Source organism: Rhodococcus sp. W8901 (genome assembly GCF_013348805.1).
Classification (GTDB): domain Bacteria; phylum Actinomycetota; class Actinomycetes; order Mycobacteriales; family Mycobacteriaceae; genus Prescottella.
In genome coordinates, this window is record NZ_CP054690.1 from 5,569,485 (window position 1) to 5,594,562 (window position 25,078).

Here is a 25,078-nt window from a genome sequence, read left to right on the forward strand (position 1 = left end):
TTGTTCGCGTTTTGCCACGCTCGCAAATCCTTGTTGCGGGCGGATGGATCTCCTGTTCAGGAATCGCCGTCGTGTGATACCGGCCCAGCCCTACCCATTTTCGGTAGAGCTGTTGAGCATGACAAGAGGAGAAATACATGGCAGAGGGCACCGTGAAGTGGTTCAACTCCGAGAAGGGGTTCGGCTTCATCGCACCTTCGGACGGTTCCGCTGACGTCTTCGCGCACTACTCGGAGATTCAGAGCGGCGGGTTCCGCAACCTCGAAGAGAACCAGCAGGTGCGGTTCGATATCGGCCAGGGCGCCAAGGGCCCCCAGGCGACCGGCATCACCGTAATCTGATCCACCCCGCTTTCCCCCTCGCGGGGATGTGAGGCAGCGTCGGGCCCCGCCCCCCTATGCAGGGGGCGGGGCCCGACGTGTTTCGCGTTATCGGGAAAACTCCAGCTGCGCAGCCGAATTCGCGAGGAGCGCGTTTTCCTCGATCAGACGTGCGCGGGTGTCTTCGAGTTCGAGGATGCGGGCGATGCCGGTGAGGTTGACCCCCAACCCGACGAGCTCGCTGATCCGTTCGAGGCGCCGCAGGTCGTTCGGGCTGTAGCGGCGGGTTCCCCCCACCGTGCGGTCCGGCGAGATCAGGCCCCGCCGCTCGTACAGCCGCAGAGTCTGCAGGCCCACCCCGGACAGCTCCGAGGTAACCGAGATATCACCCGACACCTGACACGATAGACCGCCCACGCGGGGACTGCCCGGCTCCAGGCGTGCACCGAACCCGGGCCACCGCCGCGTCGCCGAACCTTGTCGGGCGAAGCGTCGTTCAGGGGTGAACGACCCCGTGCAGGTTCTCCACGGCCCGCGCCACGGCGGCCAACTCCGCTCGTGCGGAGTTCATCGCGGCGGCACGACTGAGCGGGACCGCCCGCACCCCGTAATCCCCGGCCGGCCGGCGTCTGCCTGTTCGGGTCACCCGTTCCCGCTCATCGTGCACGCGCTGCCGATCCGCATATACGCGGCGCCAGAACGCTGCATCGAGGGTGAGGGGCATGGGTTCCATTCTGCCAGTGAGCGGTTCACCGAAGCGAACCGGAGGCGGGATATCCGCGGTCCGCCCCTGACTCCGCGGATACGCCACCGCCGGAACCGCTTTCGATGCCGTGACCTGCACATTCGCGCGGGTGACGACTGTCACAGAAAGTCTGTAGCGGCGACTGTAGACAATCCTGATTGCCCGTTGTACTGTTCCTCTTGTCGATACAGAAGGATCCGAGAAGGCAGGTAGAGGACGAACTACCTGCATGAAGGAAAGAACTGGTGAGTAGGGCGGGACGCGTCGAGAAGGTGTGTTGATGTGTTTGTTGAAGGACTCGATGCGTCCCGCCGTCTACCGGGCAGCTAGATCGCCTCGGTGGAGAAATGCAGGGAATGGGTAGTTGCAGGACCTGCGGCGCCGGTGAGTTGGGTGCCGCATCCGGGGTGGTAGCGAGATCGCTGCCCCGGAACGTCGAAGGAAGATCCCCACTTGGGAGGTGGTGCACGGTCAGCTGTTACACGATCGCGTCCCGTCCGCCGAGGCGGGGAACAGGTAAGGATGCCGGCCTGATGGCCGGTCTGGGTAAGTAGATCCCCTCGGGCCCCGGCGCCGTACAGGCGCCGGGGCCCACGTCCGTGCATACGAAAGGCGTCACGCACATTCCGCCGAACCCAGATAGCAGCAGCCCGAACGCCAGCGGCCCTGGAGACAAGTTCGACGACGAGGACTTCCCGGCCTACAGCATGGGCCGGGCCGCCGAACTCCTCGGTGTCACCCAAGCCTTCCTCCGTAGCCTCGACACCGCGAAACTGATCACCCCGCTGCGATCCGAAGGCGGCCACCGCCGCTACTCCCGGTACCAGCTCCGCATCGCCGCCCGTGCCCGCGAACTGATCGACCAGGGCACCCCGATCGAGGCCGCCTGCCGCATCATCATCCTCGAAGACCAACTCGCCGAAGCCCAACGCCTCAACACCGAACTCCGCCAGGCGCAACAACACTCGGGCCAGGCTGAGCCCCCGGCGGATACCACCGACTGAGCATGGCCGGTGACACATGAACGTACTGATGGGGCGATCCGGGAGATTGCTCTGACCGACGTCACCGTTCTTCCGCACCGGCTCGAGGAACCTCGGTGCATGGGCAGCGCCGGATGTCGGTGGGGGCGTTTAGCCTGCAGCTGTGATGCTGCGTGACACCGATGGCGGTGCTGATCCGAGTCTGGCGCCGGTAGCGACAACTCGCACCTCGGCCGCGCCGGTGGCATTGGCGGCCGAATCCGCTGCGCTGGTCAGCCGGGCGGTAGGGGTATCGAAGGCGGAGAACACCCGGCGGGCGTACGTGTCGGATTGGCGGCGGTTCGAGGAGTCCGGTAGTACTCGGTGCCCGACCGGTCGTCGAGTCTGTAGTTCGCGATCCTCGCGGTCGAGTTCTGCCAGCAGCTCCTGCTCGGGAACCTCCTCGCCGGCGAGCCGCAGAATTCTCGCGCTCCATTTCAGGTGCGCGGTCCACTCCTTCGGCGGCGGGCCGACGTAGGCGAAGTTGACGCGTCTCGGTCCGGTCATGTCAGTGAGTCAACCACCTCGCTACGGCTGTCCTATTTGACATCAGTTATGGACACGGGTTTCGGAACACACGTCGGCTCTGGTCGCTTGTGTGACTTTCAGCGATAAGTGGCGCTGTTCTGACGGCCGAAGGTGGCGGAGCTATTGCAGCTACGCTCGTCGACGCCGGATGGACTCGACCAGGTGATTCATGGTCGGGGTCACCCGGTGCGGACGTAGGCTGACAGCATCCTTCGGCCGGCGCCGGGTGTTCGTGACCGGGAGCGGGCCACCAGGCAGGGAGGTCCGTCGATGAGACCACGCCACCGTCTACGCCGAGCATCCATCGTCGCCGGAGCCGGCGTTGTACTGCTTCTCGCGGCACACCCAGCCGCCGCCGCACCGACCGACACTGTCTTCCCCATTCCCGTCGCCGCCCTCGGTCTCAGCGTCGGTTCGAGCGAACTCCCGAGGTCGGGCTACACCTACGTGACCGCCACTACCGATACTGACACTCCGGGAGTGACCCGTTTGGGGCCGTACATCGGTGTCCACGTCCACTGGCGAAACATCTCGACCGGTGCAGCGGGTGTCGCATACCTCGGCAACCGCGACGGCACACTGGTCGAGACCGGTTCCGGGACGGTGGTCGCCGTGGCCACGGTGCCCCAGCCCGATGGGATCTTCTTCCTGATAGTCGTCAGCACACCCGGCGCCGGTGTCTGGACGGTCCCCTGACCGACTCGGCAGCCGCACCCGGACCGTAGCTGGAGCTGCTCGAGGCGTTGAGCGGGGGCCTCACCGGCGTGGCCGCACCGCCGACGCCGGCACACTCCCAGGCTGTTCGCCGACCACGGCCCAGCAGCGGATCGAGGGAACGTCGAGGCTGCCGTACGGGTTTCCGAACGGCGCTGGGTTGATCTGGAACGGAACGATGACCGCGGCGGAGGCGATGGCTGCCGGGGCCAGAACCGAACCGGAGCTTTCGACGCAGCGCCAGGGTGTCCTGTTTGACGATCGCTGAGCAGGCCGCCCGCCGCATGCCCTAGGCGTGGGACCGTCGATGCAGCCGTGGAGAGCGCCGGGCGCCGCTACGCTCGCGGACGCAGGGACGGACTCAAGGGAGCTCGGTGACGAAGATCAGCAGGACAAGAGGGATCCAGGTCGACGGCGGGTGGAGTGTCGACTCCAATGCGTTCGTCGACGAGCACTACAACGCACAGGAGGTGCCGTTCGATGACACCATGCTGTTCACCGCGGTGAACAGCATCACCGGCGAGACGGTTTCCCTCTCCTATGAGAACGCAGCCATCGGCTACTCGCTCGAGCAGATTTTGCTGTCGAGATCGTTGGGCCGATGGATGTACGACGAAGACAGGAGTGTCCACACGACGATCGCAGCCGGCCACGACATCGAGGCCATCTATGGCCTGCTCCCCCGGTTCCTCAACCCACTCAACAAGGACCTGATTCCTCTCCGGCTCTCCAGTTGGACGGTTGTCGTCAACAATCTGACTGAAACAGAAGCTGCGCACCACGACGTGGAACTGGTCTTCTCGGCGACTCATGGGAAGCTCTTCATCGACGTCACTTACACCCGGATCGAAGATCGGCCGTACTGCGTCTACATGGGGATGTCGAAGCATCCCTACACCGAACTCACCTACAAGCTCGACAAGCCGACGACGACGCGGAAGGTGATCCACCTGAACGAGGTGGACGCTGTTGCCGCGTTGATCGACGATTTACTGACGGGACTCGAGCCCTTCTATGCGAGCGTCAGCTGACCATGGACGCCCCGGGCACGGCACTTTGACCTCGCCGGGCGCCTTGTCGCGCAGTCCCTTCCAGCTCGGATGACGAAGGCTCCGCCGGCATGCTCGCGGTACTCCGCCTCTCATACCAGTAGCGGTTCCACCCATGCACGCCCCGGATTCGCGGCCTCAACGTGCGTCCTGTTTGACGATCGGCCTGCGCGACACGAAGAGTGCTGAACACGGAAGGACACCATGGCAGTCCATGGGGGCCTTCCGGGGAAGATGTCGGGTGGTCGTCGCCTTATGTTGCCCGAGTATGGAGGCATCTAAGTCACGCGTCGGTATTCCTGGTGTTTTTTGCGGTCCCGGACGGTGAGGCCCTGTTTCTGGAGACGACGATGGACGTCGGCCGCGGTGTCGGGTTCTTCGTCGGATATGGCTTTTCGGCGTTGGCGAAGAAGGGCGTGGGTCTCTTCGTCGAGGTCGGGGTGCCCGTCGATCCAGCGGGTGAACGTGCCTTCATGTGGATTGGTGTCGGTCCAGGGATAGCCATGTGTGGTGAACGCGGCGACGATCGCCCGGGGGTTCAGGTCGTCGGCGCCCCGTCGTGCAAGTTCGCGCTCCGTCGAGTCGATGAGGACCAGGTCCTTGCCGTCGCGGAACACCGCGCGCACCTTTGATCGAGGAACATACAGTTCGTCCTCGTCATTACTCAGAAGTGCACCGTCGGAATCGACAGTGACGATGAGGGATTCGCCGAGAACGCTGAGAGCGAGCGCGACGCCTGCAGCGACACCGAGGACTGTGAGGACGGGGACCGACCATGTGGTGCTGAGTTCGGCGAGTATTTCGACTGGTCCGGGTACGGCGGGCAGGGTGTTGACCGCCCAGCGAGACACCGGGGGTGCAGCGAAGCCGAGCCCGAAGCCCGCGAGGGTGCAGGCTATGCCAAGCATCCAGGGGACGGCACGGGAGATGGCCACTCTGGTTGCGTTGTCCGCCTCGGTCATGGGTTGTCCCTTCCTAATGTCCGGTGAGGTAGCGCAGAACGATCGTGCGGATGGTGTCGACCGGATTCACTGCATTGGGGTGGTCGGCATACAAGAACGCCGAATCGGTGACTGCCCGAATCCATGTCGCGGTTGCGACGGGGTCGAGCGCGGGGTCGATCCGGTCGCGCGCCCGACCCAGCAGGTGCGTCAGTCCCGCGTTCACGATGACGTCGTCCTCGTCGAGGATTTTGCCGAGGGCAGGATCGCGTCCTACCTGCCGGATTACCTCGACCACGAGTCCCGCTGCGGCGGGATCCCTGGAGGGGGCGACGAGTTCGGCCACCATGTCGAGAATGGCCGCGAGCGGATCGTCGGCGTCGCGGTAGCGGTCTACGAGTGCTCGTGAGTTCGGGAGATCCTGCTCGAAGATCGCCCGGAACGCTCCGCGTTTGTCGCCGAAATAGTGGAACACCGTCGCAGAGCTGACGCCAGCAGCCTTCGCGATTGCTGCCACAGGGGTGGCGTCGAAACCATGCTCGGCGAACAGTGCGGCCGCGGCGTCGGTGATTGCGGCGCGGCGTTGAGCTTGGAGGGCAGGGTCAGTAGTACGGGCCACGCCGCCAGAATAATAATTGATTGACGCATCAGTCAATTAATTTGTGGGTTGATTGCTGAGAGCAAGCTCGTCGACCGCGGGCTGATCGTCGCACTGCCCAGCGAAGATCGCCGGCGCCCGTACGAGATCACCCCGGCCGGGCGGGAGGCGCTGGCGGCGCACCTGGAGAGTTGGTCGCGCGTAGTGAGCACCGGAGGGAGGCGGCTGGGATGGGCATGAGGGATCTGCTCGTGGCACTGCACCCGAAGCCGTGGCGCGAGCGCTACGGCGAAGAGTTCCGCGCACTCCTCGACGACACCGACCTCACCCTGCGCGCCCTGATCGACGTGGTCACCCACGCCGCCACCCAGCAGGTGCGGGCACGCTTGACACTGGTGCTGGTCATCGTGGCGATCGTGATGTCCGCCAGTGTCACCCACCTCGCGCGGCAGGCCGGACTGACGGACAACATCCTGTGGGCCCCCACTACACCGCGCCGAGCGCTGGCGCTGTCGGCCACCCTCGCTCCCTGGGCCGGGCTGCTGGTCCTCGCTTATCGCCGTCACCGCAAGCCGATTGGGAAGGACTGAGCTCGTGTTCATCGCCGTCATTTGCGTCTTTCTCGCGCTTGTGGTCTGCTCAGTGGTGTGTGTGGTCTCGCCGCGGTCCCGGCGCTGGGTCCTCAGAGCGGCCGCGATGCTTGTCGGTGGGCTCCTGGCGATTTACCTGATTGCTCGGGGAATCGCTGAGTTCTTCATCATCGACTACTCCGATCCTGAGAGCTATGCGCAGGACTGGGGCGGCCCACACCTGCTGGGCGTCCTCGCCGTGCACTCTGGTCCCGGCCTGGTCATCCTGGGCGCGGCAGTTACCTACTTCCTTCGGCGCCGCACCCACCTGCGTGCCGCCGTCCAGCAGTCACAAGAGCATCGGTCCGCCGTGCGGCGGGTCTGAGGCCGTGCATCGAATACCGCGTCCCGACCGGTGATCGTCGGTCCTCGACGCTTCGAGCGGTCCAGCCGTGGAAGCCGCCGCAGCAGGCCTGCCATCTTCAGCGACACAAACCGTGCCACTTACCACTGAAAGTCACACAGTCCTGGTTACCCGTCCTGCTAGCTGATCCTGCAAGGGTTCCCTATCCAAGATTTCGGCATAGCGCCGAGTTCACTGCCACACCCAATGAACACACTCGATCGGTCGGACCCACGAGGACGAGGTCGCCGCGCCTCCCTCTCCTGCCTGGCACTCAGTGCCCACGCCCGTTACCGAAACGCGGCCAAAATGGACATATAGGCTGGAATCATGACAAGTGAGGGACATATAGGCCCGGAAATGGCCAACTAGGTCCGGAACCTACAAGATGTAGGTTCCGGATCTAGATGTCCGAGCCACCTGGCACTTTCAAGAACTTCCACGACACTTGTCCTCGAAATTCCGTGCGAAGATGCACCATTCCCACAGCCCTGGTCCGAGTCGATGCCACACCATCGCGGCCATGCTTACTCGCGATCTCCACCGTCACCGCTCCGCGACCGCAAGAGACCGTCATCGCGGACGCTGCAGGCACTCGGTGCCGGTTCGTGCCAAGCATCGTGGTTTCGGGCAGCCGTGCGACCGACCGACAACGATCGCTAGCCCGGCACATTCGGGCGATGACGACCTTCACCGAGGTATGGCGTGCGTATATGCCGCTCCTTCGTGACGTCGCACTGGCTACTGCGGCGGCTGTTCGCCCGCCACAGGGCCTGCTGGATCGACAAGAAGCGGAGAGGGCGACAACCCCCGTGGACAGAGGAGTTGCGCGAGGTCTACTCCCTCCACGACGGAGTGGACGTGCCCGGCATCGTCGGCGCAGACACCCGCTCACCGGCCTCGTCGCTCGGTTCCGCAGCCTCCGCGAGATACGGGCCACCACCAACGGATCCGCCGGCAACACCTGATATCTCCACGCCGAGCAGCAGCGTTCGAAGCGTCGCCAATCCGACACGTACGCCCGCCGGGTGTTCTCCGACTTCGACGCCCCCACCGCCCGACCCACCAGCGCGGACTCGGCGGTCAACCCCACCGCAGGTGCACTTGCGGTGGGGTTGACCGCCACCAGTCCCTGTCTGGGGTCGTCACCACCATCGGTGTCGCGCAGCATTACCCGAGCAGGTTTGACGGTCACACCGACACTCCCGCGGACGACCAGACAACTTCCGCGACTGGGTCGCGATAACTGCAAGACGGGGCCGAGTGATGGTTAACCATGAGTACCATCACTCTGGCCCATAGATCATCTACTCGGACATGAAGGCGATGGACTCTGGCGTTCTCATGCTCGCGGTGGGGGGGTGAACTGTCTTCTCGACGACCGTGAAGTCAAGGTATCCCAGGCGTGCAAGCGGACGCATCTTCTCGATGTCGAGCATACCGTCGGTGAGGAAGTTCTCATCGATGTGGATTCCGATCACCTGGGCGATCAGCAGGTAGGTGGACGACTCAGGTGTGGCACCAGGCAGGAAGATCGATTGCTGAAGCTTGCATTCGAACTGCACCGGGGCTCCGGCCACGAGCGGAGCCTTGATTAGCGTCGACGGGACGGACTCCAGCCCTGCGTAGTCGAACTCACTGACGGCAGGGGGGAGGTCATGATTGGTCATGACGATCTCGTCGAAATGACGCTCGGTGGCCATGCTCCAGCCCAGTTCGCCGGTTGCCATCGCGTTGGCGGCGGTGTCCTTCGGGCGACCGTCCGGTTGGCAGTTCACCGCCACTGAGATCGTCGGCGGGTCCCACGTCACGTTCTGAAATTGACTGTAAGGGGCTAGGTTCGGCACTCCGTTCGCGTCCACCGTCGACATCCAGCCGATAGGTCGCGGCACACAGGACGCCTTGAATGGGTTGTACGGCAGTCCGCTCGATTCGACTTCCGGCCTGTAGAACATCTGCATCTCCTGTCCGAAACCGGCACCATGCCAGCAACCAGCTAACTTCAGTATTTGTAGCAGAGTAGCGACATCAGTCGTTCGATGTTAAACAAAGCGCGCAAAGCTGACTCTTCAGCACAGGCGTCCACGCGACCCAACGGATCCGACCATATGGCGACGGCCGGGCCTAAACGAACGTTCCCGACCGAAACTGAATGAATGCAGTCGATCGTCGCGACACCCCGATGACTGAGGTGTTGATGAGAAGACAGGCGGGATGGATGAATGAACTCACTGGCCGGGCGCGATGAATTGACTAGGTTCATCACCGCCGTTTCGGCGCGGAATCCAGCCCTTCAAATAACCAGTGGGGCTTGATCATCGAGTCGTCAGAAGTAGTCCCCAATCCGGTTCACTGTCCGCGACGGCGCAGCGGTAGAGCTTGCGTTTCACGGCGCGGTTTCCGGTGAGGTCGGCCAGTCGCAGCTCGTTCGGTGCGCGTGCGCGGCGGAGCCTCGCGCAACCAGGTCGTCGGTGGGTCGGCGGGCCTCAACCGGCCTCTTGGAGTCGCTGACGGTCACTCTGATCGACAAACGCCCGCACTCAGAAGTAGATACTGTTATTGAAGTGACCTGGAGCTCACAGGTGGGACTCAGACCAAGTGCGACTTCCAATGCACGGTAGTCGTGTTCGAGGGGCAAAGCTTCGCCGCGACCAGCCAATCGACAAACCTCAGTGGCGGACCGGCGACATCACAGGGGCACCGGCAACGGGCCTCAAAGACGCTTGGCCAAAGATGAGGCGCACCACGGAGGAGCCCCTCGTCTCATCGGGGAAGCAGCGAGCGCAGCGTCAGGATCAGGAAGATTGACATCGCTAGAGCCGAACAACGGGCGACGGCGCGGTGGCCTTCTTCAATGTAGGCAGATCGTTCGGATCTACGAGAGTCTGGATTCACACGAGCAGCTCGAGCTTGAGGCTGCACTTCCCGAGAGTCACACGGGTTTCAGATCGGGGCTACCTGGACCGGGCATCTTCCGATGCTGGGTGCGATAACTACATCTATCGACGGTCACCCACAGAAACCCACGTGAGGATAGTGCCCCGCGGGGTGGTGGACTTCGGATCAGGTTCGACATCGCATAGTGATCAACGAGTCAGGTTGAATGCTAACTGATTTCGAGTGTGGTCGACATCCTCTTGGCGGGTGTGGTGGCGGCGTGTTCCTTCGTGGCGATCACGGCTCGGAGTTCGTCCATGCTGACGTCGGAGACGTAGCGGCGGGTGACCTGCCATTCGTCGTGTTGCTCGATCACCACCGCGGTCGCCAGGCGTAGGAACGCGGCCGGGTTGGGGAAGATCTCCACGACGTCGGCTCGGCGTTTGATCTCTTTGTTGAGGCGTTCGATCGGGTTGTTGGACCAGATCTTCTGCCAGTGCGCCCGCGGGAACGCGGTGAACGCGAGCACGTCGTGTTTCGCGGATTCCATCATCGCCGCGACCTTCGGGAACGATGAGGTGAGGGTGTCGACGACCTGGTCCCACTGGGCGGCGACCTCGACGGGGTCGGTGTGCGCGAAGATAGTTTTGACCGCGGCAAATCACGGGCGGCACGTGCTTCGAGTGCACGGCGCCTTGTAAGTTCCGCATGAAGTGCACCCGGCAGCGCTGCCATGCGACACCGGTGAACTGTTGCGTGACAGCGGCTTTCAAGCCAGCATGGGCATCGGAGACGACCAGGTGCACTCCCGACAGACCTCGGGCCTTCAATCCGATCAGGAACTCGCGCCAGAACTCGAAGGACTCGCTGTCTCCGACGGCGATGCCGAGGACCTCGCGGGTGCCGTCGATCGACACCCCTGTCGCCACGACAAGGGCCTGGGAGACCACGTGCGCACCCACCCGCACCTTGCAATACGTCGCGTCGAGGAACACGTGCGGGAACGTGGTGTGCGTGAGAGTGCGGTCGTGGAATCGGGAGATCTCGGCGTCGAGGCCTGCGCAGACGCGGGAGACCTCGGACTTCGACACTCCAGAGCTCACGCCCAACGCGGCGACGAGGTCGTCGACACTGCGGGTCGAGACGCCGTGGACGTAGGCCTCCATGATCACCGCATGCAGGGCCTTGTCGATCCGTCGGCGGCGTTCGAGCAGCGAGGGGAAGAACGAGCCGGCCCGCAGTTTGGGGATCTTGACCTCGACGTCGCCGCTGGTGGTCGAGATCGTCTTGCTGCGGTGTCCGTTGCGGTGCGTGGATCGGGTGTCGGTGCGTTCGTAGCGGCCGGCGCCGAGAGCCTCGGTGGCCTCGGCTTCGATCAGCTCCTGCAGGCCGGCGCGGATCAGTTCGGCGAACACGGACGCCACATCGGCGCCCTTGAGCGTGTCCAGACGACGCCTAGGCCAGGCCGGCAGCCAAGATGTAGGTTCCGGGCCCACTTTTCACGATCGACCTGCGATCTCCGAGGTTTCCGCGACAGTTGTCGCTGAAATTCCGGGGAAAGATGCCCTTTTCCACGGGCTGAGAGCAATCCTAGAAGCCGGCGGGCAAGACTGGCTATTCTATCGAGACTCGACGCGATGAACCTGTTAGAAGCGGCGATCAACGAGGCACGGAGTGTCACAAGCAGCCAGTGGTCGATCCGCTGGGGACGCAACTGCCGATAGAATCTGTGAGAGCAGAAAGACGCGATGACTACACACCACTCGACCTCGCTACACAGTGACACTGAGGCGCACTATTTCGTCCAGACACTAACCTCGCGTGCTGCACACTTCCACTGCAACATCCTATCCGAACGATCCGACAATGTCAGCGGCGTCCTGCATGATGTAGCGACCACCCTTCGAGAGGACCCATACGCGAATCATGTCGTCAGCTCCGCCGAAAGACCCGATCCCCAGCGACGGTGAACGGAATGCACTGGTCGGATTCAGTGCGCAGTTCGCGCTTGCAGCGAAGATCGTTTACCGATACATACCGGCGTTGCGATGGATTCGTGTCGCAGACCCCAGCGCAGGTGTTGCGGATGACTTTCAATTTGTGGAGGCCGGGCATCGGCACGCGCTGCAAGTCAAGTGGTCACAATTTCCCGGTCCGTTCACGTGGAGTGACCTATTCGGCAGTGTCAAAGGAAAGCCGTCTTTGTTCGCGGGGCTCGCAGAGGCATGGCAGCGCCTCCGAGATGAGTGGGACGGACCCCTCACAGTTCACCTCTGCACGAACAACTTCCCCTCGGTCACGAGACCGGACGCCAAAAGTGTCCTAAAAACCGCTACAGACAGCCAACGGCATTTCGCGGCGTTCTTGTCTCGATCGTTTGTGCCCGTACAAGAGCACCTTCGACTGAACCCGAAGGACGGCTGGGAGCAGATCGCCGTACTTGGCCTTGTTACATCCTGGTCGGATGCGTGGACGATGATTAAGGACAGCACAGGGCTGGCCCAGAACGAACTTACGGACTTCGTCCGCGATTTCGACCTAGCCTTCATTCCACTCGATCAATCAGAACTGTTGTCGCCGCGCGACATCAACGATCAGAACCACCTCGCGGCGACTCTTCAAGGGGTAGTCGTGGATCCCGCCCGAATTGTCGAACTCGACCGATCCGCGCTCATGGCCAGGCTTGACTGGTCCTCACGAACTCGGTACCAGAACCCGCATCGCTTCCCAGTCCCCGTTACCTACGCCGCCAATAGCGTCGCACGCACCGCGCTCGAAGAATCACTAGCTCGTCATAAGAGCGGATATCTTGCGCTCGTCGGACCGCCAGGTTCCGGCAAGTCCACCCTTGTGGAGAAAGTCTCAGTCGCGGGCCGCCTCATTAGGTATTACTCGTTCGTCCCGGATGCTCCAGACCCTTTAAGCGGGCGCGGCGAAGCGCAGAGCTTCCTGCACGATCTTTCTCTGGCGCTAGAGGAAGCCGGCATCTACCGCAGAGGCTTCGGCGCCGACCTTGCCGGGCAACGTGCAGTGCTGGTCGACCAGCTAGATCGCGCCGGAGACAAATACGCCAAGGACGGCACCCGAACCACGATCATCGTCGACGGACTCGACCACATCCCGCGCGAGCAGAACCCGACGCGGTCCCTGCTCGACGAACTTCCCTCCCCTGCCACGCTGCCGCTAGGTGTGTGCATCGTCTTGAGCTCGCAGACCACCTCGATTCTTCCCACACTGGTCCGCGATACATTGACCGGCGACATCGACGGCGCCCGCGTCATCGATGTCCCGCCACTAGCAAACGATGAGGTCGAATCGATCGCGACCATGGCCGGAGTCGCCGACTGGATGCTGCCCGGGCAAGTAAGCGATCTGGTCGAAATCAGCGAGGGCCACCCTCTGGTGCTCACGTACATGATTCAAGACCTACGCACTCTCGAGACCGAACCGAACGACGAGACACGCCGTAACCTTGCCGGCCACATGCTCACGAGCGCCGCCGAACACCGCGGCAGTATCGACCAGCGGTACAGCCACTACCTCGGATCGCTGGCGAAAGACGATGACGCCGTCTTTGCAATTCTGGGCACAGTGTGCAGGCTTCGGATCCCGGTCGACCTCAAGTGGTTGGAAACCTGGGTCGACGCTTCGGCCGTGACGCGGTTCGCAGACCTTACGCACACGTTTTTCCGCCGAGAAGGCAATGAGTGGACCTTCATCCACAACAGTTTCCGCCGGTTTCTGGTCGATCAGACTGCGATGGTCGGTGGACACATCCGCGACTGGCGGTCTCGCGAACTTCACGAGCAACTTGCTGACCAGTGCGCTGCAAGTGCGAACTGGCCCCAGTACCAAGATGAGGAACTCGTACAGCGCTACCTCGCAGGACAATTCCAGAAAGTCCTCGATGCCGCCACCCCTGCGGATCTGCGGGCGAACCTATTCTCCGGCAGACCCTTTGGAGTCGTCCGCGACCAGGCCGTCGTCGTCCTTCGGGCGGCTACAGGAGCCCGCGATTACCGCGCCATGATTCGCTCGCTCATGTTCCTTAACGAATTGCAGCAACGCGACTACGTGATCGATGCGGACACGATGGCAAGAGCCATGAGTACCGTAGACCCGGACCGGGCTGTAGAACACGTCGTTCAGGGCCGAAGCCTGCGCATCAAGACCCCTGCAGCTCTCGAAATTGCTGCTGAACTGGCCGCCAATAACTCTCTCGAATCGGCCGAGTCTATTGTGCGCGCCGCCGGCGGGCTCCAGGGCCTTATTTCTGACCTGGGTCACTCCCACGTGCGACCGCACGAATTGGAGGCGAGTATTGCTGACTGGGCCGAAGTCTCATGGCACCGATCGGGACTTGAGCGCGTACTCGACGAGTTGGACCACTTTCTTCCGTTCCCCGGGCCAATCGTCGAGGCAAACAGCACCGGAACAAGCGGGAGCGACGATCACAGCGCCAACGACGACGGTAGAGACGACCTCAGTGTCTGCGCCGAGGACGCTGTTGCGAACTCCGCCCTGATCAGGGCCGATAGCGAACCTGCTGACGACGCCGATGATGACACGCCTGACAACCCGGCCAGTGATCCGGCAGGCCGCTTTGATGAAGGCGCTGCCAAACCGAGCAAGGACAGCGCAGCGACCGCGGTTGACGGTGCCGGAGGTAGCATCGGGCGGAAGGTCGACGATGACCGCTGGAAAGCCGAGCGCGAAGCACGCGAGGCGAGAGAAACACGGGCAGCAGTCATCTCCGCACGAAACGCGGTTCACGCGCGTTGCGTCGACCTCGCCGACAGCGTCCGCGACATCGAATCATTGTCCCGGCTGGCTGAACGGATCAACGCCGAGTCCAGTCCCGAGTGGCGCGCGCGCATACATGCTGTGGCGGCTCGCACTGCCCTAAAGGACGGGGATCCCGTCGAAGTGCTACGCCAAGTCCAGCTGCTCCTCGCGGTTGAGACCCCCGCCAGCGCTCAGTCTCCGAATTCGAGTCGAGACGAGACACCCATCCCGGCCGCGCAACAAATGAACGTTGACGCGCCCGCTGTCCAGACCGACTCGGTGGGCCAGGTCAAACAGGTCGAGGGGGCCCAGACCGTGATCGACGTCGACCACGACAAACGTTCTGCTGGCGGTGCTGGAGCCGACGGCGCCAGCGACATCGAGGTAGACGAAGAGGAGGCCACCTCTTCGAGCAGACGCCTTCCCCTGACTCTCCGAGTCTTTGCTGCGAACGCGCTTGCAATGTCCGGTCAAGCACGCACCGAGGAGTTCCGCGAACTCCTACCAGCCGAGACGAAACCATCTTGGCCGAGTCTCTTCGGGACCTCGGACGGGTTGAAGCCCTACAAGACGATCCTTCTCGTACTCCGCATGCGCGAACTGCATCAGCTGATCGGCATCTACGACACGATCCCCGAAGCTGGACTCGATGTTCCCGGCCCGGGTCACGACCCGGGCCGCACAAGATTCATTGCAGCAATGACTATTGTCGCTAAACTTGAGGCACAAGCTGCGGCTTTTGCAATGGGTCTCGCCAGCGCACCCGACGTGCCAGCGGTCATAGAACCCGTCATCCGGCTCCTGGAAGTGCCGCACACAACGACACGAAACTGGACCGGGTGGTACCAGATATCCGACGCAGGAATTGAGCTCATCGCCGCGTTGGTGCCCCTGGCCTACCGGTGCGGAGGCGGGTCGCAAGTCGAACGGCTGCTCGCGCGGTTCAAGGCGGCTTGGGACAACCCTGACCGGGCAACCTACTGGCCAGCACGCAGACGCGTTGTGGTTATTCGTGCTGCAGCAGCCTACGTCGAAGCCACCGAATGGTGCCGCACCGAACTAGACGGGGCAGAGGCACTCGTGGTCGACGAGGGCGATCCCTACGGTCGGGCGACCACCTGGCTTGAGTTCGCCAGAGCGCGAACCGATATCGCAGACCACGACAGCGCAATCGCAGCAGTCGAACACGCCCACCGCAACGGATGGGGTCCAGGACAAAGCGACAAAGATTACCAACTGGTGACCTGGCTGTCCTGGTTGACCGAAGCAGCAGATCTCGCTGTCATCGACCGGGCCACCTTTTTGACGGACGCTTGTGCCTACGCTGCCCGGCTCCTCGCCGCCACCGGCGAAGCAGACTGGCAAGCCAGCGAAGCCGCCAGTGACCTCATCATCGCCGTATTCCAGCGAGATGCTGGACTCGCCATCAGTATGGCTGAAGCGCTGTGTGACCGCGGCGTCATTACGGAACCGGACACAATCACAGCTCTCCTCACCGCTGCAGCCCAATGCCCGGACGTAGAACCGGAACTGGTTGCCTCTCTACTGACCGAACTGCTCATGCCGCTCAGTCTCGAGACACCGCATGAAATCGAAAAGGCCCTCCTGGACAGGTGCACAAACGCGGGAGCGCTGACTGAACAATTTGCGAACGCTCGTTCGCTCTGGTCGGTCTCCGACTCCCAGATCGCCGACGAAGGCGTTGCCGCACCAGCCGCAGGCCCGTCGGCCGTTGCAGAAGATGGCCCTGCGCTGCCGCTCGCCACTGTCCTGGGCCAGATGAGGTCCTATCGGGATCCGAACGTCCCGGCGGACACGGCTCGACGCTGGTCGCAGTCGATCGAGCAGTGCAACGGCAGTGTTTCACGTGCTGTTGCAGTCGCCGTCCTCGAGCAGGTGGAACGACTCCATCTTGGCAATCTTGACGCGGCACGAGCCGCAGGTATCGCATCCCGGGCCGGCGCGGCGAATGAGGCTCGAGAAGCGCTCAGTTGCATCCTTGCTCGAACCACTCCCTACGGTTGGCAACGCAATTGGGACGGCGGAAGCCGTATTCAACTGTTCGAGGCCGCTATCCGCGACTGCACAGACGATCTCGTCGACCTTGCGGCACGCGACTTGGCCGGTCTTGTTGCCTCGAAAGCCATTGCGGCTGAATTCTCTCCACGAGACCTTAAACGCTTCGCCGAACTGTTCGGTGGGCCAGAACTGGTCGCAGAGTGCTGGGCTGACATCCGCGACTACCTCGACGTGTTTGTGCCAGCCCACGACGAGCTCGCCGGACTGCGGCCCACCACTTCAAGCCGCCCCGAACTCGAACTCATCACCTGGACGGCACAACACCTCGGACACCCGATCAGGATCATCGACTTCGGTGTCCGTCGGGTGCTCGCCCAGAACTACGCGCAACATCGAACCGATATCGAGCTTGCCCTCGCGGAACCCGTCTCAGCCGGCGGTTGGTTCGCCGAGGCGGCTCTGAACGTCCTCGTCAGGGTCGGCGCCGAAACATCCACTGCCGTAACGGACCCCGCCGTAACCTCGGCGACACCCACAGGGCTGTCACCTGCACTCATCTCCGCTCTAGAAGACGCAGCCGTCAGCAACGATGCAATCAATCGACACCTCGCCTCTCGTGCCCTAATCTTCGAGGGGGTGCAGCCCCCCATCGCCCCCACAGCACAGCTCCCGGCGCTCTACGGAATTGAACTGCCCCCTTTGCCCAAACGTGAGATCCCCGAACTGGATCGTCGCGGCGTCCCATTCGTCGATACCAGCAACCCCCAACAAATCATCGCACCCTACGACGACGCACTACGCTACGTCGCCGACGACGTTGATATCGACGCACACACCCTCTATCACCGAGCCGCATCTCTGGGACAGGCAATGCCCGACCGGTGGACCGACGGCGGACACAATGCCCACTTCGAACGTCTTTCAAGGAGAGGCACCCGGCACGTCTATCGCCCCTGGGCCTATATGGTCGGCCGTCGAGGGTGTGCACGCGTCCTCGCAGAACTTATCGATGCCCAAGTCCTGCCCCGCGGACCGTACTCACTGTGGCTCAGCATCCTCTTCGACGACATCCTGAACTGGATCGCTCCGCATCCACTCGATCCATCGACACCCCTACCTTGGCGCGCACCCGACAGTAAGGACTACGCATCAGAAGAATGGTGCGACCAAACTCAACCCGCAGCCGAACACTACGCCGCACAGTTTGCTGACAACCACGTACTCTGCGAGAACTCCCAATGGCGCTGGCTCACATGGGAAACACCTGACGAGATTCGCCGTGTACGAACCCGGCACGGCAAAGTCAGCACCTCAAAACTCTTCACCGCTAAGCCGGTTCCAATCACTATCGAAACGACTGTCTACAGAGCGACGGATTACCCTGTGTTGCCCGACCTGAGGTGGTCTAACGAAGAACTAGTTGTCGGAGGACGCTCGTATCACTCCGACCCAGAACGACTCGACGAATGGCTCGCCCTCCACCCTGCAGCAGCAGACGCTCTCGGTTGGATCGCGAGCGACACTCCATTCGAGTGGATCGGTAGCGACGGTGACTGGCGTGCCCGGAGCGTCTTCCGCGTCCGAGGACAGCTCAGCCACCAACCACCCTCGGATACCACTAGCGCTGATGTCTGGCAAGTTGTCCTCAGCGACCAGGGATGGTTTGAACTTGCCGCGAAGTTCACCAACCTGCAACGCACCGTCACCGTAAAACGTGTCCTGGAAGCGAACCAGAAAAAACAGCGAGGTCGACTCCAGAAGAGCGCCGCAGTAACCATTGCAGATACCTCAAGCTGATCGGGGGGACTGCGCGCCAGGATGTTCGTGTCGAGGACGACGATTGATGTGCTCACATCGGATGATCCCGCCCGACGTGCGCTGAGCTACCTCGCACGCCAGGCCGAATCTCGAGACGGTCCGCAAACCGGTGCCGAGCAGGCCGGCCAGTTGGACACCCGTGCGCCTGCGTCGCTGCTGACCTCGGTGGTTCATCCATCGTGGTCAGGCTGCCCCCGATGACGCACGTCGGCTGGCTTCAGACCGAGGCGGGGATGGCGGGCCGCGTCGCCATTGGAGCAGCGGGAAGGACGGCCCTGTCGCTGATGATCGTCACCGACTTCGATCCCCGGGTGAGCGCGACGTATAGCTCCTGGGCGCTGTAAGCGGTGGGATTCAGGATGATGACATGGTCGTACTCCAGGCCTTTGACGAGCAGTGGCCTCGACACAACGTGTTTGCTTGGTCGACGCCCAGCGACCCGTGTTTGGTTTCGGATGCGCTGGAGTGCCTCCGTCACCGTGTAGTCGTCGGTCACGGCGATCGACAAGGACCGTGTGATCTCGTTCCATGCCTCACGGCAGTGGATTGTGACACCGGGGAGCTTCCCGAGTAGGTCGAGTGCCGTGCGCACAGCGCTCGTTGTCGGTGTGCTTCGCACTCGGAGCACGGCCTCGTAGGCTGGCTTTAGCTCGTCGCTCCTGGTGGTGAACGACTTTCCGTCGCCGAGTCGGCGCCGCTTCTCGGTCGAGATGTGTTTCGGGATGCCGCTGCTGCAATCGATCGCGAACTTGACGATGGCCTGCGCGACCTCGGCGCCATCCTGCGCATCGATCATCTTCGCCAAAGCAACGGTGACCTTCTCGTCGATGGCTTCCATAACGGAGTACGAACCGCCGAGCTTGCCCGCAGCGTGGACACAGTCGTGGCGGAACTGTCCCAGGACGGCAATGGTCCCGTCGAGCTTGAGCGCGTCGTAACACCGACCGACGAATGTTTGTCCGTCCCGGCGGTGCACCCACGCGACCGGCGCCGAGGTGAGATCTATCGGCTGGCCGTTCATCAAATTGTCGCGGATGTTCACGAGCCAGGCGCCCAGGGGTTCGTGATGGGGCTCCCAGCGGCGCGGTCGATACGCGACTGCAACTGCCGGGAAGTTCGGCAGTACATCGGCATCCCAGTCGACCGGCTGGTGCTTGCCGAAGTTGAACAGGCTCTGGAGGGGGTCACCCAGCACGGTCGTGGGAAGCACCTTGGAGAGTGCTACCGCCAGCTCTTGTTGGCCGGTCAGACAATCCTGGTACTCGTCGATGAAAAGGTTGGAATAGCTGAGCTCTAGCATCCGCCCGACGGCCTTGCTACCCACCGCGCGAGCGGCGGCGTGGTGGTAGTCGCCGGCCTTGCTCCAGTCTGGGGCGGGGGGGACAGCGAGCTGAGCGAGCGTCGGGAAGTGGGCGATCAAGTTGTACGACCACGAATCAATGGTTCGTACAACGACCTGCTCATGCCCGATCCCGAACTTCTTCATCCGCTTCCGGAGGGCATCCACACCAGCATGCGTGTGTGTCAGAACCAGGCTCGTGCCGCCGTTCGCAGCGATCGTGGCCACCGACGCTGCGATCAACTCGGTTTTACCGGCCCCGGCCGGGAGCGTGACCGAGCACGGCGACGAGCCGAGCACCGCCTGTACGGCTACCTGCAGGGGCGGATCATCAGTCATCGGTGGCCCCTGCCCCGTCCAGAGCAGCCGGCGGCTCTGGGACAGCCGGGTAGACGAAAGCGCGCAGCTCACCGAGCACCTTCATCAGGTGCGTGCTCTCCAGCCCTCGCAGGTGGGCGATGACGACTTCGGCAAGGTCCTCGCCACGATCCTCACGCTTGAACCATTCCTTGTCTTTCGCGGTGGCGGCGTCCGCGATGGCCTTGCGCATCGTCAGATCATCGGCACCGGCCTGCATCCGCCATTCGGCAACATTCGTTCCGACGAGCTTCTTGCCGCCTAGTTTCGCGCCGACTGTCGCCTGTATCGACTGCTCCCCCTTGATATCCACGGCAACATCAACGACGGCCTGCAGGCCGTCTGCGGACAGGGTCTGGATTACTTCGTCCTCAAGTGCGTTTCCGAATGTCCAGCGGTACACCAAGACACCGAGAGTCTCGGCATCCGCAACTGACGGATCTATGTTGCGATCGTCGTTGTCGACGAGCATGCAGGTCGGATACCCGAGCTGATGGAAGTTCTGGGCACGCTGTGTCGGTTGGGTTCCGCCCTGGCCGTTGACAAGGACTGTGCCGATCGCGGCTGCAGGAGCTTGATCTGCGGCGATCCGTTGGATGTCCCAGTGGCGGATCATTCCACGCAGGAACCCGACCTCGGTTGCTCCTTCGCCGACCAGCACACGGCGACCCAGCAGCGCGTGAGGGGCGCTGCGGAACGTGCCTTGCACGTTGTCGAGGTCTGGGGACACGGGCTGGCAGTTCGTTGTCCCGGTCCCGTCTGTGTTGACGATGGCGAGGTCGACAGCGCTCAGCGTTGTCACCGTGATGGGCGAGTGCGTGGTCATGAGGACTTGCAGTTCACCGGCGTCAGTGCGCTTCTTCAGATGGCGAAGCGTCTGCGCCAAGCGATGCGGCTCCAGCCCGTGCTCTACCTCGTCTATCGCGATGATCGAACCGCCGTCCATCGCCTCGTCTTGGATCGAAAGGCTGGTAAGCCGCCGCGTGCCTAGTCCGAAACTCGACAGCGGCACGTCGCCGTCGTGCAACATCAAGGCGTGCGAGGACGTTGCCGAACCGGGCTCAAGCCCGGGACGCAGCTCGCCGAACACTGCCGCACCGAAGTTGCCCGCAGACTTCTGCACCGTAGCGGCAGCTATGTGCAGGGCATTGGGATCAGTGCTGAACACTGCTGACCGAGCGTGGCGGTGCGCATCAAGGATCACGGAAGACGCACCCTCACTTCCGGCGGTCAGCCCCGAAAGCGCCGATCCTCGCGCCCAACGCAGGTGGAAGTTCGGCCGTTCACCAAGCCTGAAGAACCCAAACTGCCGCCGCTGGCTCGCGCTGATCGGCCGGACGTCTTCGGACTCGGGTCGGATGATCTCCCAAGTCGAATCGAGCTCTGGGGTGACGGTGAGTCGAACAACCAAACATTCCTCAGCTTCGTCGACGGGATCGTGAACAAGCGTCCCGTCCGGCATGATTCCGGAGCGGTCCTTGCCAAGTTGGTTCTCCTTGACCAGGTTGTCCGGGAGATCGGTGATGACAGCCTCGACGACGATGTTCTTGCTGAGATCGAATCCGTAGAAGTCGGCATCCGTGAACTGGGGGTTGCTGTTCGGGCTAAGCACTAGCCCGATTGCATCGAGGAGCGTCGTCTTTGTGCTGTCGCCGGCACCCACGAGCGCTACCAGACGGCGGTGGATGGCCCACTCCGCTGACTTGATTCCGCGAAAGTGTTCAATCCGGAGTCGACGGAGCATCATTGGGCAACCTCGCTGCAGGGACATTGCTGTGGGGGAGCTGGATTCTTGAAGCGCGCTGAGGATAGCCGTAAACGGGCCAAACCGCCGCAGTATTGGGCAAATAACCCAAAGGCGGCACAGCGGCCGACGACGGCGTGCGAGCGCGGTATCGGGGGATCAAGGGCAGTTCCGGCGTCAAGGTCACCCGGCCGTGGCGCGGCTTCGCCCGAGTATCGTCGCGATTGGGGACGTACGAGTGTGCCGAGGAGTTGGGCGATGGCCGGCGCGAAACCAACGTCAGAGGTTGCCGCACGCCGACTCATCACCGATCTGCGGGAGCTGACGGGTGCGAAACTGGTCGCCTACCTTGCCGGTGCTCGCGACACCCGCGTTGTTAGGACATGGGCGGACGGCACCGGTCCCGTCCCTGATCAGTCAGTCATCAGCCGGCTACAGGCCGCACTGGCAGCAGCCCAAACGGTGGCGCAACGTGACAGCCCTGCCGTCGTACAGGCATGGTTCCTGGGGCGCAATCCGGCACTCGGAGATCGGCCCCCCGCTGAAGTGTTGCGCACCGCCGACGTCGACCGAACACTGGATGCGGTGATCGCGGCCGCGCGGGAGTTTGCCGCGGGCGGCGCCAATTCCTGAGGGGCGTCTGTCTGATGGGATGCATGTTTGCAGCGGACAGAGTCTTGTCGGTCAGCGCGGCGCCTTCTCCTCGATCGCCGCCTGGTACTGCGCGAGAAGGACACCGCCTTCCCTAGTCGGTGTTCCCGCTGCTCGATCCCATAACGGAGATCCTGCTTCGTGTTCGAGACGGGTCAGCTGGACACTCAGGACCGATGCATGGCAACCAATCTCGTCAGCCGCACCTCCCATCGAACCGCGAGCGACGATCAAGCTAAAGCGTTCGAGTCGCGACCATGCTCCGCGCCCCGTGAGGACTCGTCTCAGTGGCGCTCGATAATGGGTGGCTTCTCGTCGAGTGCGGATCGCTTCGATTCTGCTTCCACCGCCGCGTGTTCGGTTCGGGATTCCGTATGCGGCAGTGAGTCGTTCGATCGTCGACTGACTGACATGCGCTTCGGCGGCGATCTGCCCGTGTGTTCGTCCCTCGATGACATAGCGACGGTACAGCCAGTCTCGATCGATGGCGTACCGTGCCTGACCCCCTGGGTCGAGTATGGGCATGTCGAGTTCATGGAGTCGACGCGCAATCAATCTTCGATCGATACCGGTTTTGACAGACAGTTGCCGTACGGACCGCACGCCCCGCGTCGCCCATTGGTCGAGCGCGCTCCGACTGAGCACCGACCGGACCTCACGGTATCGGCGTGACGAGTTCGGAACCGTCCGAGGTTTGGGTTCTTGATAGGGGCGCGGATGGTCGGCGAGTATGCACCGTATGTGTTCACGCGTCGTCCCGAACAGCTCGGCGACGGCCCCGCAGGACGGCACCCCTTCTGCGATGGCGGTGTGGACGGCGTCCACATCGCGCGAGTCGGGATGGGTGCCGGGCAGATCCAGCCCGTCGAGGATGGAGGTCGGGGGCTGCCAGGTGATGGGTTCGTCGGTGATGCCGAGGCTGGCGAGGTAGTCGCGGCCGTAGCCGTGCAGGGCGCCGGCGAGCCGGGCGTCCATACGGTAGACGAACGATTCGTAGTGCATGCGCAGGGCGTTCGAGGGAAGGTAGAAGCCCTTCGGAGCTTGGATCAGTGAGGTTCCGGTGAGGGTCGTGTAGAGGTAGCAACGAGCTGCGCGGAGTTTGGCACCTCGCATACCGGATTCGAGATCGTGGTCCCGGCACAGCGCGAACCAGGTGCGCTCCGGGAGGAGTCGTGGCCCAACCAGTTGGCGTCGCCGTCGGTAGTCGATCACTGGTTCGCTCTCGTCGAGGTAGTCGGCGACGCGGCAGATGGCGTCGAATCCAGCCTTCCCGCTGTTCTGTCGTAGGCGCTGGAGCATGTAGCTCGTGCGCCCCGGATAGTGCGACGACAGTCGCGAGGCATGTTTCTCGAGTTCACGTTCTAGGCTGCCGGGTAGCAGTAGCGCGACGCTCAAAGCTTCCCGAAATATCTCGGAGGTGATCCCAGGGTTGAGCATCAGCGAGATCCTTCGCCAGCAGAGTTCGGGAATCTTGCGGTGTCGTGTCGCCACTGTCGCCGACTGCGTTGGGCGGCGGGGAGTGAGCGAAAAGGCACGTAGGCGTAGGGCATCGACGTGCGCGATGGTGTCTGCGTAGATATCGATGACCGCTGACCGGAGCTCGTCCGTGGCGAAGTTCCAGTCGTCGACGTATTCCAGGGGTGTGGTTGCCGAGCGGGTATCGAGGTCGGCTTTGACGAGACTGCGGAGCGACGGCGTTGGTCGCTGTTGGATGACAGCATCGACGACCTCCACCGCAGCGGTGAGAGCAGCGGCCGCGAGGACAGCATCTTGTTCTGGAAAGAGACCTCTCAGACGTTTGATCCGTCCCGTCGTCCGAGCCTCGGTCAGGGCGGCAGCGAATCGTGCGCCACATTGCCTGACCGACTCCGGCCGCGCCTGTGCCAGGATCCGTCCGCTCACAGTCGCCAGATCAGCCAAGATGGCTCGCGCTGCAGCGTCGTCGGGTTCCTGCGCCTCGATCAGGTCGCTGATCCACCGTTGGGCGGCGAGCACGCGACTGCCGACCCGCAAGGTCGGCGTCTTGGCGCGAGAGAGGTCAGCTCGGCATCGATCCTTCCGTGGTTGCCCCGGGATCTTCGCGGTGCAATGTCCGGGCGCAATGAGGTACCCGATGCCGCGATTTCCGCGGGGAACAGCCCCGCAGTCCGGACACCGGTCGACGAGCAGGCATCGGTGAATCGGGCACGCGAAGGACCAGGACAACCGCCACGAGAGCCGCCATCGTCCACCGGTGTCTTTCAAACACTTCGGGCAGAATCGTCCACCCGTGACCCGTGGCATGAGTTCGAATCGGCATATGCGCCGGTCTCCTTCGACGAGCGTAAGGGCCCGGCCGTCGTATCGCGCGAGGGTCATTGTCTGCAGGGCATCGGTCTCGATCCCCGTCACCCAACTGATGTCCGCGGCTTCACTGGGGAACAGCCGGACGGTGTAGTCGCGATAGGCGTTCCCGCCCGGGATTCCGATGGCAGTCAGTAATTCTCGTGGGAGCACCTGCAGTCGGTGGGCATATGCCGACAGCCAGCTGTCGAGGGACTCGCCGTCGCTCGGCTCGACATGGATCGGGATTGCTCGCAACACCAGCTGCTCCAGCGGC

Annotated in this window: 17 protein-coding genes and 1 pseudogene; 8 read left to right on the forward strand and 10 right to left on the reverse strand. The window is 62.9% G+C overall.

Features of this window, described 5'->3' with window-relative positions; genetic code table 11:
• Window positions 1-137 precede the first annotated feature (137 nt).
• A complete protein-coding gene (locus tag HUN07_RS25960) occupies window positions 138-341 on the forward strand; it encodes a cold-shock protein (protein WP_114720079.1) in 204 nt (67 codons plus the stop codon).
• A gap of 87 nt (window positions 342-428) precedes the next feature.
• Here HUN07_RS25960 and HUN07_RS25965 read toward each other — a convergent pair whose 3' ends face one another.
• Both HUN07_RS25965 and HUN07_RS25970 read right to left on the reverse strand, forming a co-directional pair.
• The gene (locus HUN07_RS25965; RefSeq protein WP_368077027.1) at window positions 429-716 is read right to left on the reverse strand and encodes a MerR family transcriptional regulator; all 288 of its coding nucleotides are present in this window, start codon (window positions 714-716) and stop codon (window positions 429-431) included.
• Between the two features lie 100 nt (window positions 717-816).
• The gene (locus HUN07_RS25970; RefSeq protein WP_147283487.1) at window positions 817-1,044 is read right to left on the reverse strand and encodes a hypothetical protein; all 228 of its coding nucleotides are present in this window, start codon (window positions 1,042-1,044) and stop codon (window positions 817-819) included.
• 620 nt (window positions 1,045-1,664) lie between these two features.
• On the opposite strand from HUN07_RS25970, the gene HUN07_RS25975 reads away from it, so the two are divergent.
• Window positions 1,665-2,069, forward strand: coding sequence for a MerR family transcriptional regulator (locus HUN07_RS25975; protein WP_174914113.1), 405 nt, complete (start codon window positions 1,665-1,667; stop codon window positions 2,067-2,069).
• A 129-nt stretch (window positions 2,070-2,198) separates the two neighbouring features.
• Here the strand turns inward: HUN07_RS25975 and HUN07_RS25980 are convergent, their stop codons facing one another.
• The gene (locus HUN07_RS25980; RefSeq protein WP_174914115.1) at window positions 2,199-2,594 is read right to left on the reverse strand and encodes a hypothetical protein; all 396 of its coding nucleotides are present in this window, start codon (window positions 2,592-2,594) and stop codon (window positions 2,199-2,201) included.
• A 501-nt stretch (window positions 2,595-3,095) separates the two neighbouring features.
• Between HUN07_RS25980 and HUN07_RS27220 the strand changes: the two genes are divergently transcribed.
• Window positions 3,096-3,311 (forward strand): hypothetical protein, encoded by a 216-nt coding sequence (locus HUN07_RS27220; RefSeq protein WP_254622684.1) that lies wholly within the window; start codon window positions 3,096-3,098, stop codon window positions 3,309-3,311.
• 392 nt (window positions 3,312-3,703) lie between these two features.
• Window positions 3,704-4,360: a hypothetical protein gene (locus tag HUN07_RS25990; RefSeq protein WP_174914119.1), complete on the forward strand. Its 657-nt coding sequence runs from the start codon at window positions 3,704-3,706 to the stop codon at window positions 4,358-4,360.
• Between the two features lie 296 nt (window positions 4,361-4,656).
• On the opposite strand, the gene HUN07_RS25995 is transcribed toward HUN07_RS25990, so the two are convergent.
• Complete coding sequence (locus HUN07_RS25995; RefSeq protein ID WP_174914121.1) at window positions 4,657-5,340, reverse strand: YqeB family protein; 684 nt, start codon at window positions 5,338-5,340, stop codon at window positions 4,657-4,659.
• 13 nt (window positions 5,341-5,353) lie between these two features.
• Entirely contained in the window at window positions 5,354-5,974 is a 621-nt protein-coding gene (locus HUN07_RS26000) for a TetR/AcrR family transcriptional regulator (RefSeq protein WP_217487165.1), read from the reverse strand.
• 194 nt (window positions 5,975-6,168) lie between these two features.
• Here HUN07_RS26000 and HUN07_RS26005 point away from each other — a divergent pair, with 194 nt between their 5' ends.
• Window positions 6,169-6,507: a hypothetical protein gene (locus tag HUN07_RS26005; RefSeq protein WP_217487166.1), complete on the forward strand. Its 339-nt coding sequence runs from the start codon at window positions 6,169-6,171 to the stop codon at window positions 6,505-6,507.
• A gap of 4 nt (window positions 6,508-6,511) precedes the next feature.
• A complete protein-coding gene (locus HUN07_RS26010; protein ID WP_174907161.1) occupies window positions 6,512-6,871 on the forward strand; it encodes a hypothetical protein in 360 nt (119 codons plus the stop codon).
• 1,325 nt (window positions 6,872-8,196) lie between these two features.
• Here the strand turns inward: HUN07_RS26010 and HUN07_RS26015 are convergent.
• Complete coding sequence (locus tag HUN07_RS26015; RefSeq protein WP_174914123.1) at window positions 8,197-8,844, reverse strand: flavin reductase family protein; 648 nt, start codon at window positions 8,842-8,844, stop codon at window positions 8,197-8,199.
• Window positions 8,845-9,995: 1,151 nt separating this feature from the next.
• Window positions 9,996-11,238 (reverse strand): annotated as a pseudogene (locus HUN07_RS26020) (IS256 family transposase).
• 454 nt (window positions 11,239-11,692) lie between these two features.
• Between HUN07_RS26020 and HUN07_RS26025 the strand changes: the two are divergent.
• Window positions 11,693-18,367, forward strand: coding sequence for an ATP-binding protein (locus HUN07_RS26025; RefSeq protein WP_174914124.1), 6,675 nt, complete (start codon window positions 11,693-11,695; stop codon window positions 18,365-18,367).
• A 238-nt stretch (window positions 18,368-18,605) separates the two neighbouring features.
• Here the strand turns inward: HUN07_RS26025 and HUN07_RS26030 are convergent, their stop codons facing one another.
• Window positions 18,606-20,066: an AAA family ATPase gene (locus tag HUN07_RS26030; protein WP_174914126.1), complete on the reverse strand. Its 1,461-nt coding sequence runs from the start codon at window positions 20,064-20,066 to the stop codon at window positions 18,606-18,608.
• Window positions 20,059-21,747: an ATP-dependent nuclease gene (locus tag HUN07_RS26035; RefSeq protein ID WP_174914128.1), complete on the reverse strand. Its 1,689-nt coding sequence runs from the start codon at window positions 21,745-21,747 to the stop codon at window positions 20,059-20,061. Before HUN07_RS26035 ends, HUN07_RS26030 begins: the two co-directional genes overlap by 8 nt.
• A 339-nt stretch (window positions 21,748-22,086) precedes the next feature.
• Here HUN07_RS26035 and HUN07_RS26040 point away from each other — a divergent pair, with 339 nt between their 5' ends.
• Entirely contained in the window at window positions 22,087-22,461 is a 375-nt protein-coding gene (locus tag HUN07_RS26040; protein ID WP_174914130.1) for a hypothetical protein, read from the forward strand.
• 51 nt (window positions 22,462-22,512) lie between these two features.
• On the opposite strand, the gene HUN07_RS26045 is transcribed toward HUN07_RS26040, so the two are convergent.
• On the reverse strand, window positions 22,513-25,062 hold the full coding sequence (locus HUN07_RS26045; protein ID WP_174914132.1) for a TniQ family protein: 2,550 nt from the start codon (window positions 25,060-25,062) through the stop codon (window positions 22,513-22,515).
• Window positions 25,063-25,078 lie beyond the last annotated feature (16 nt).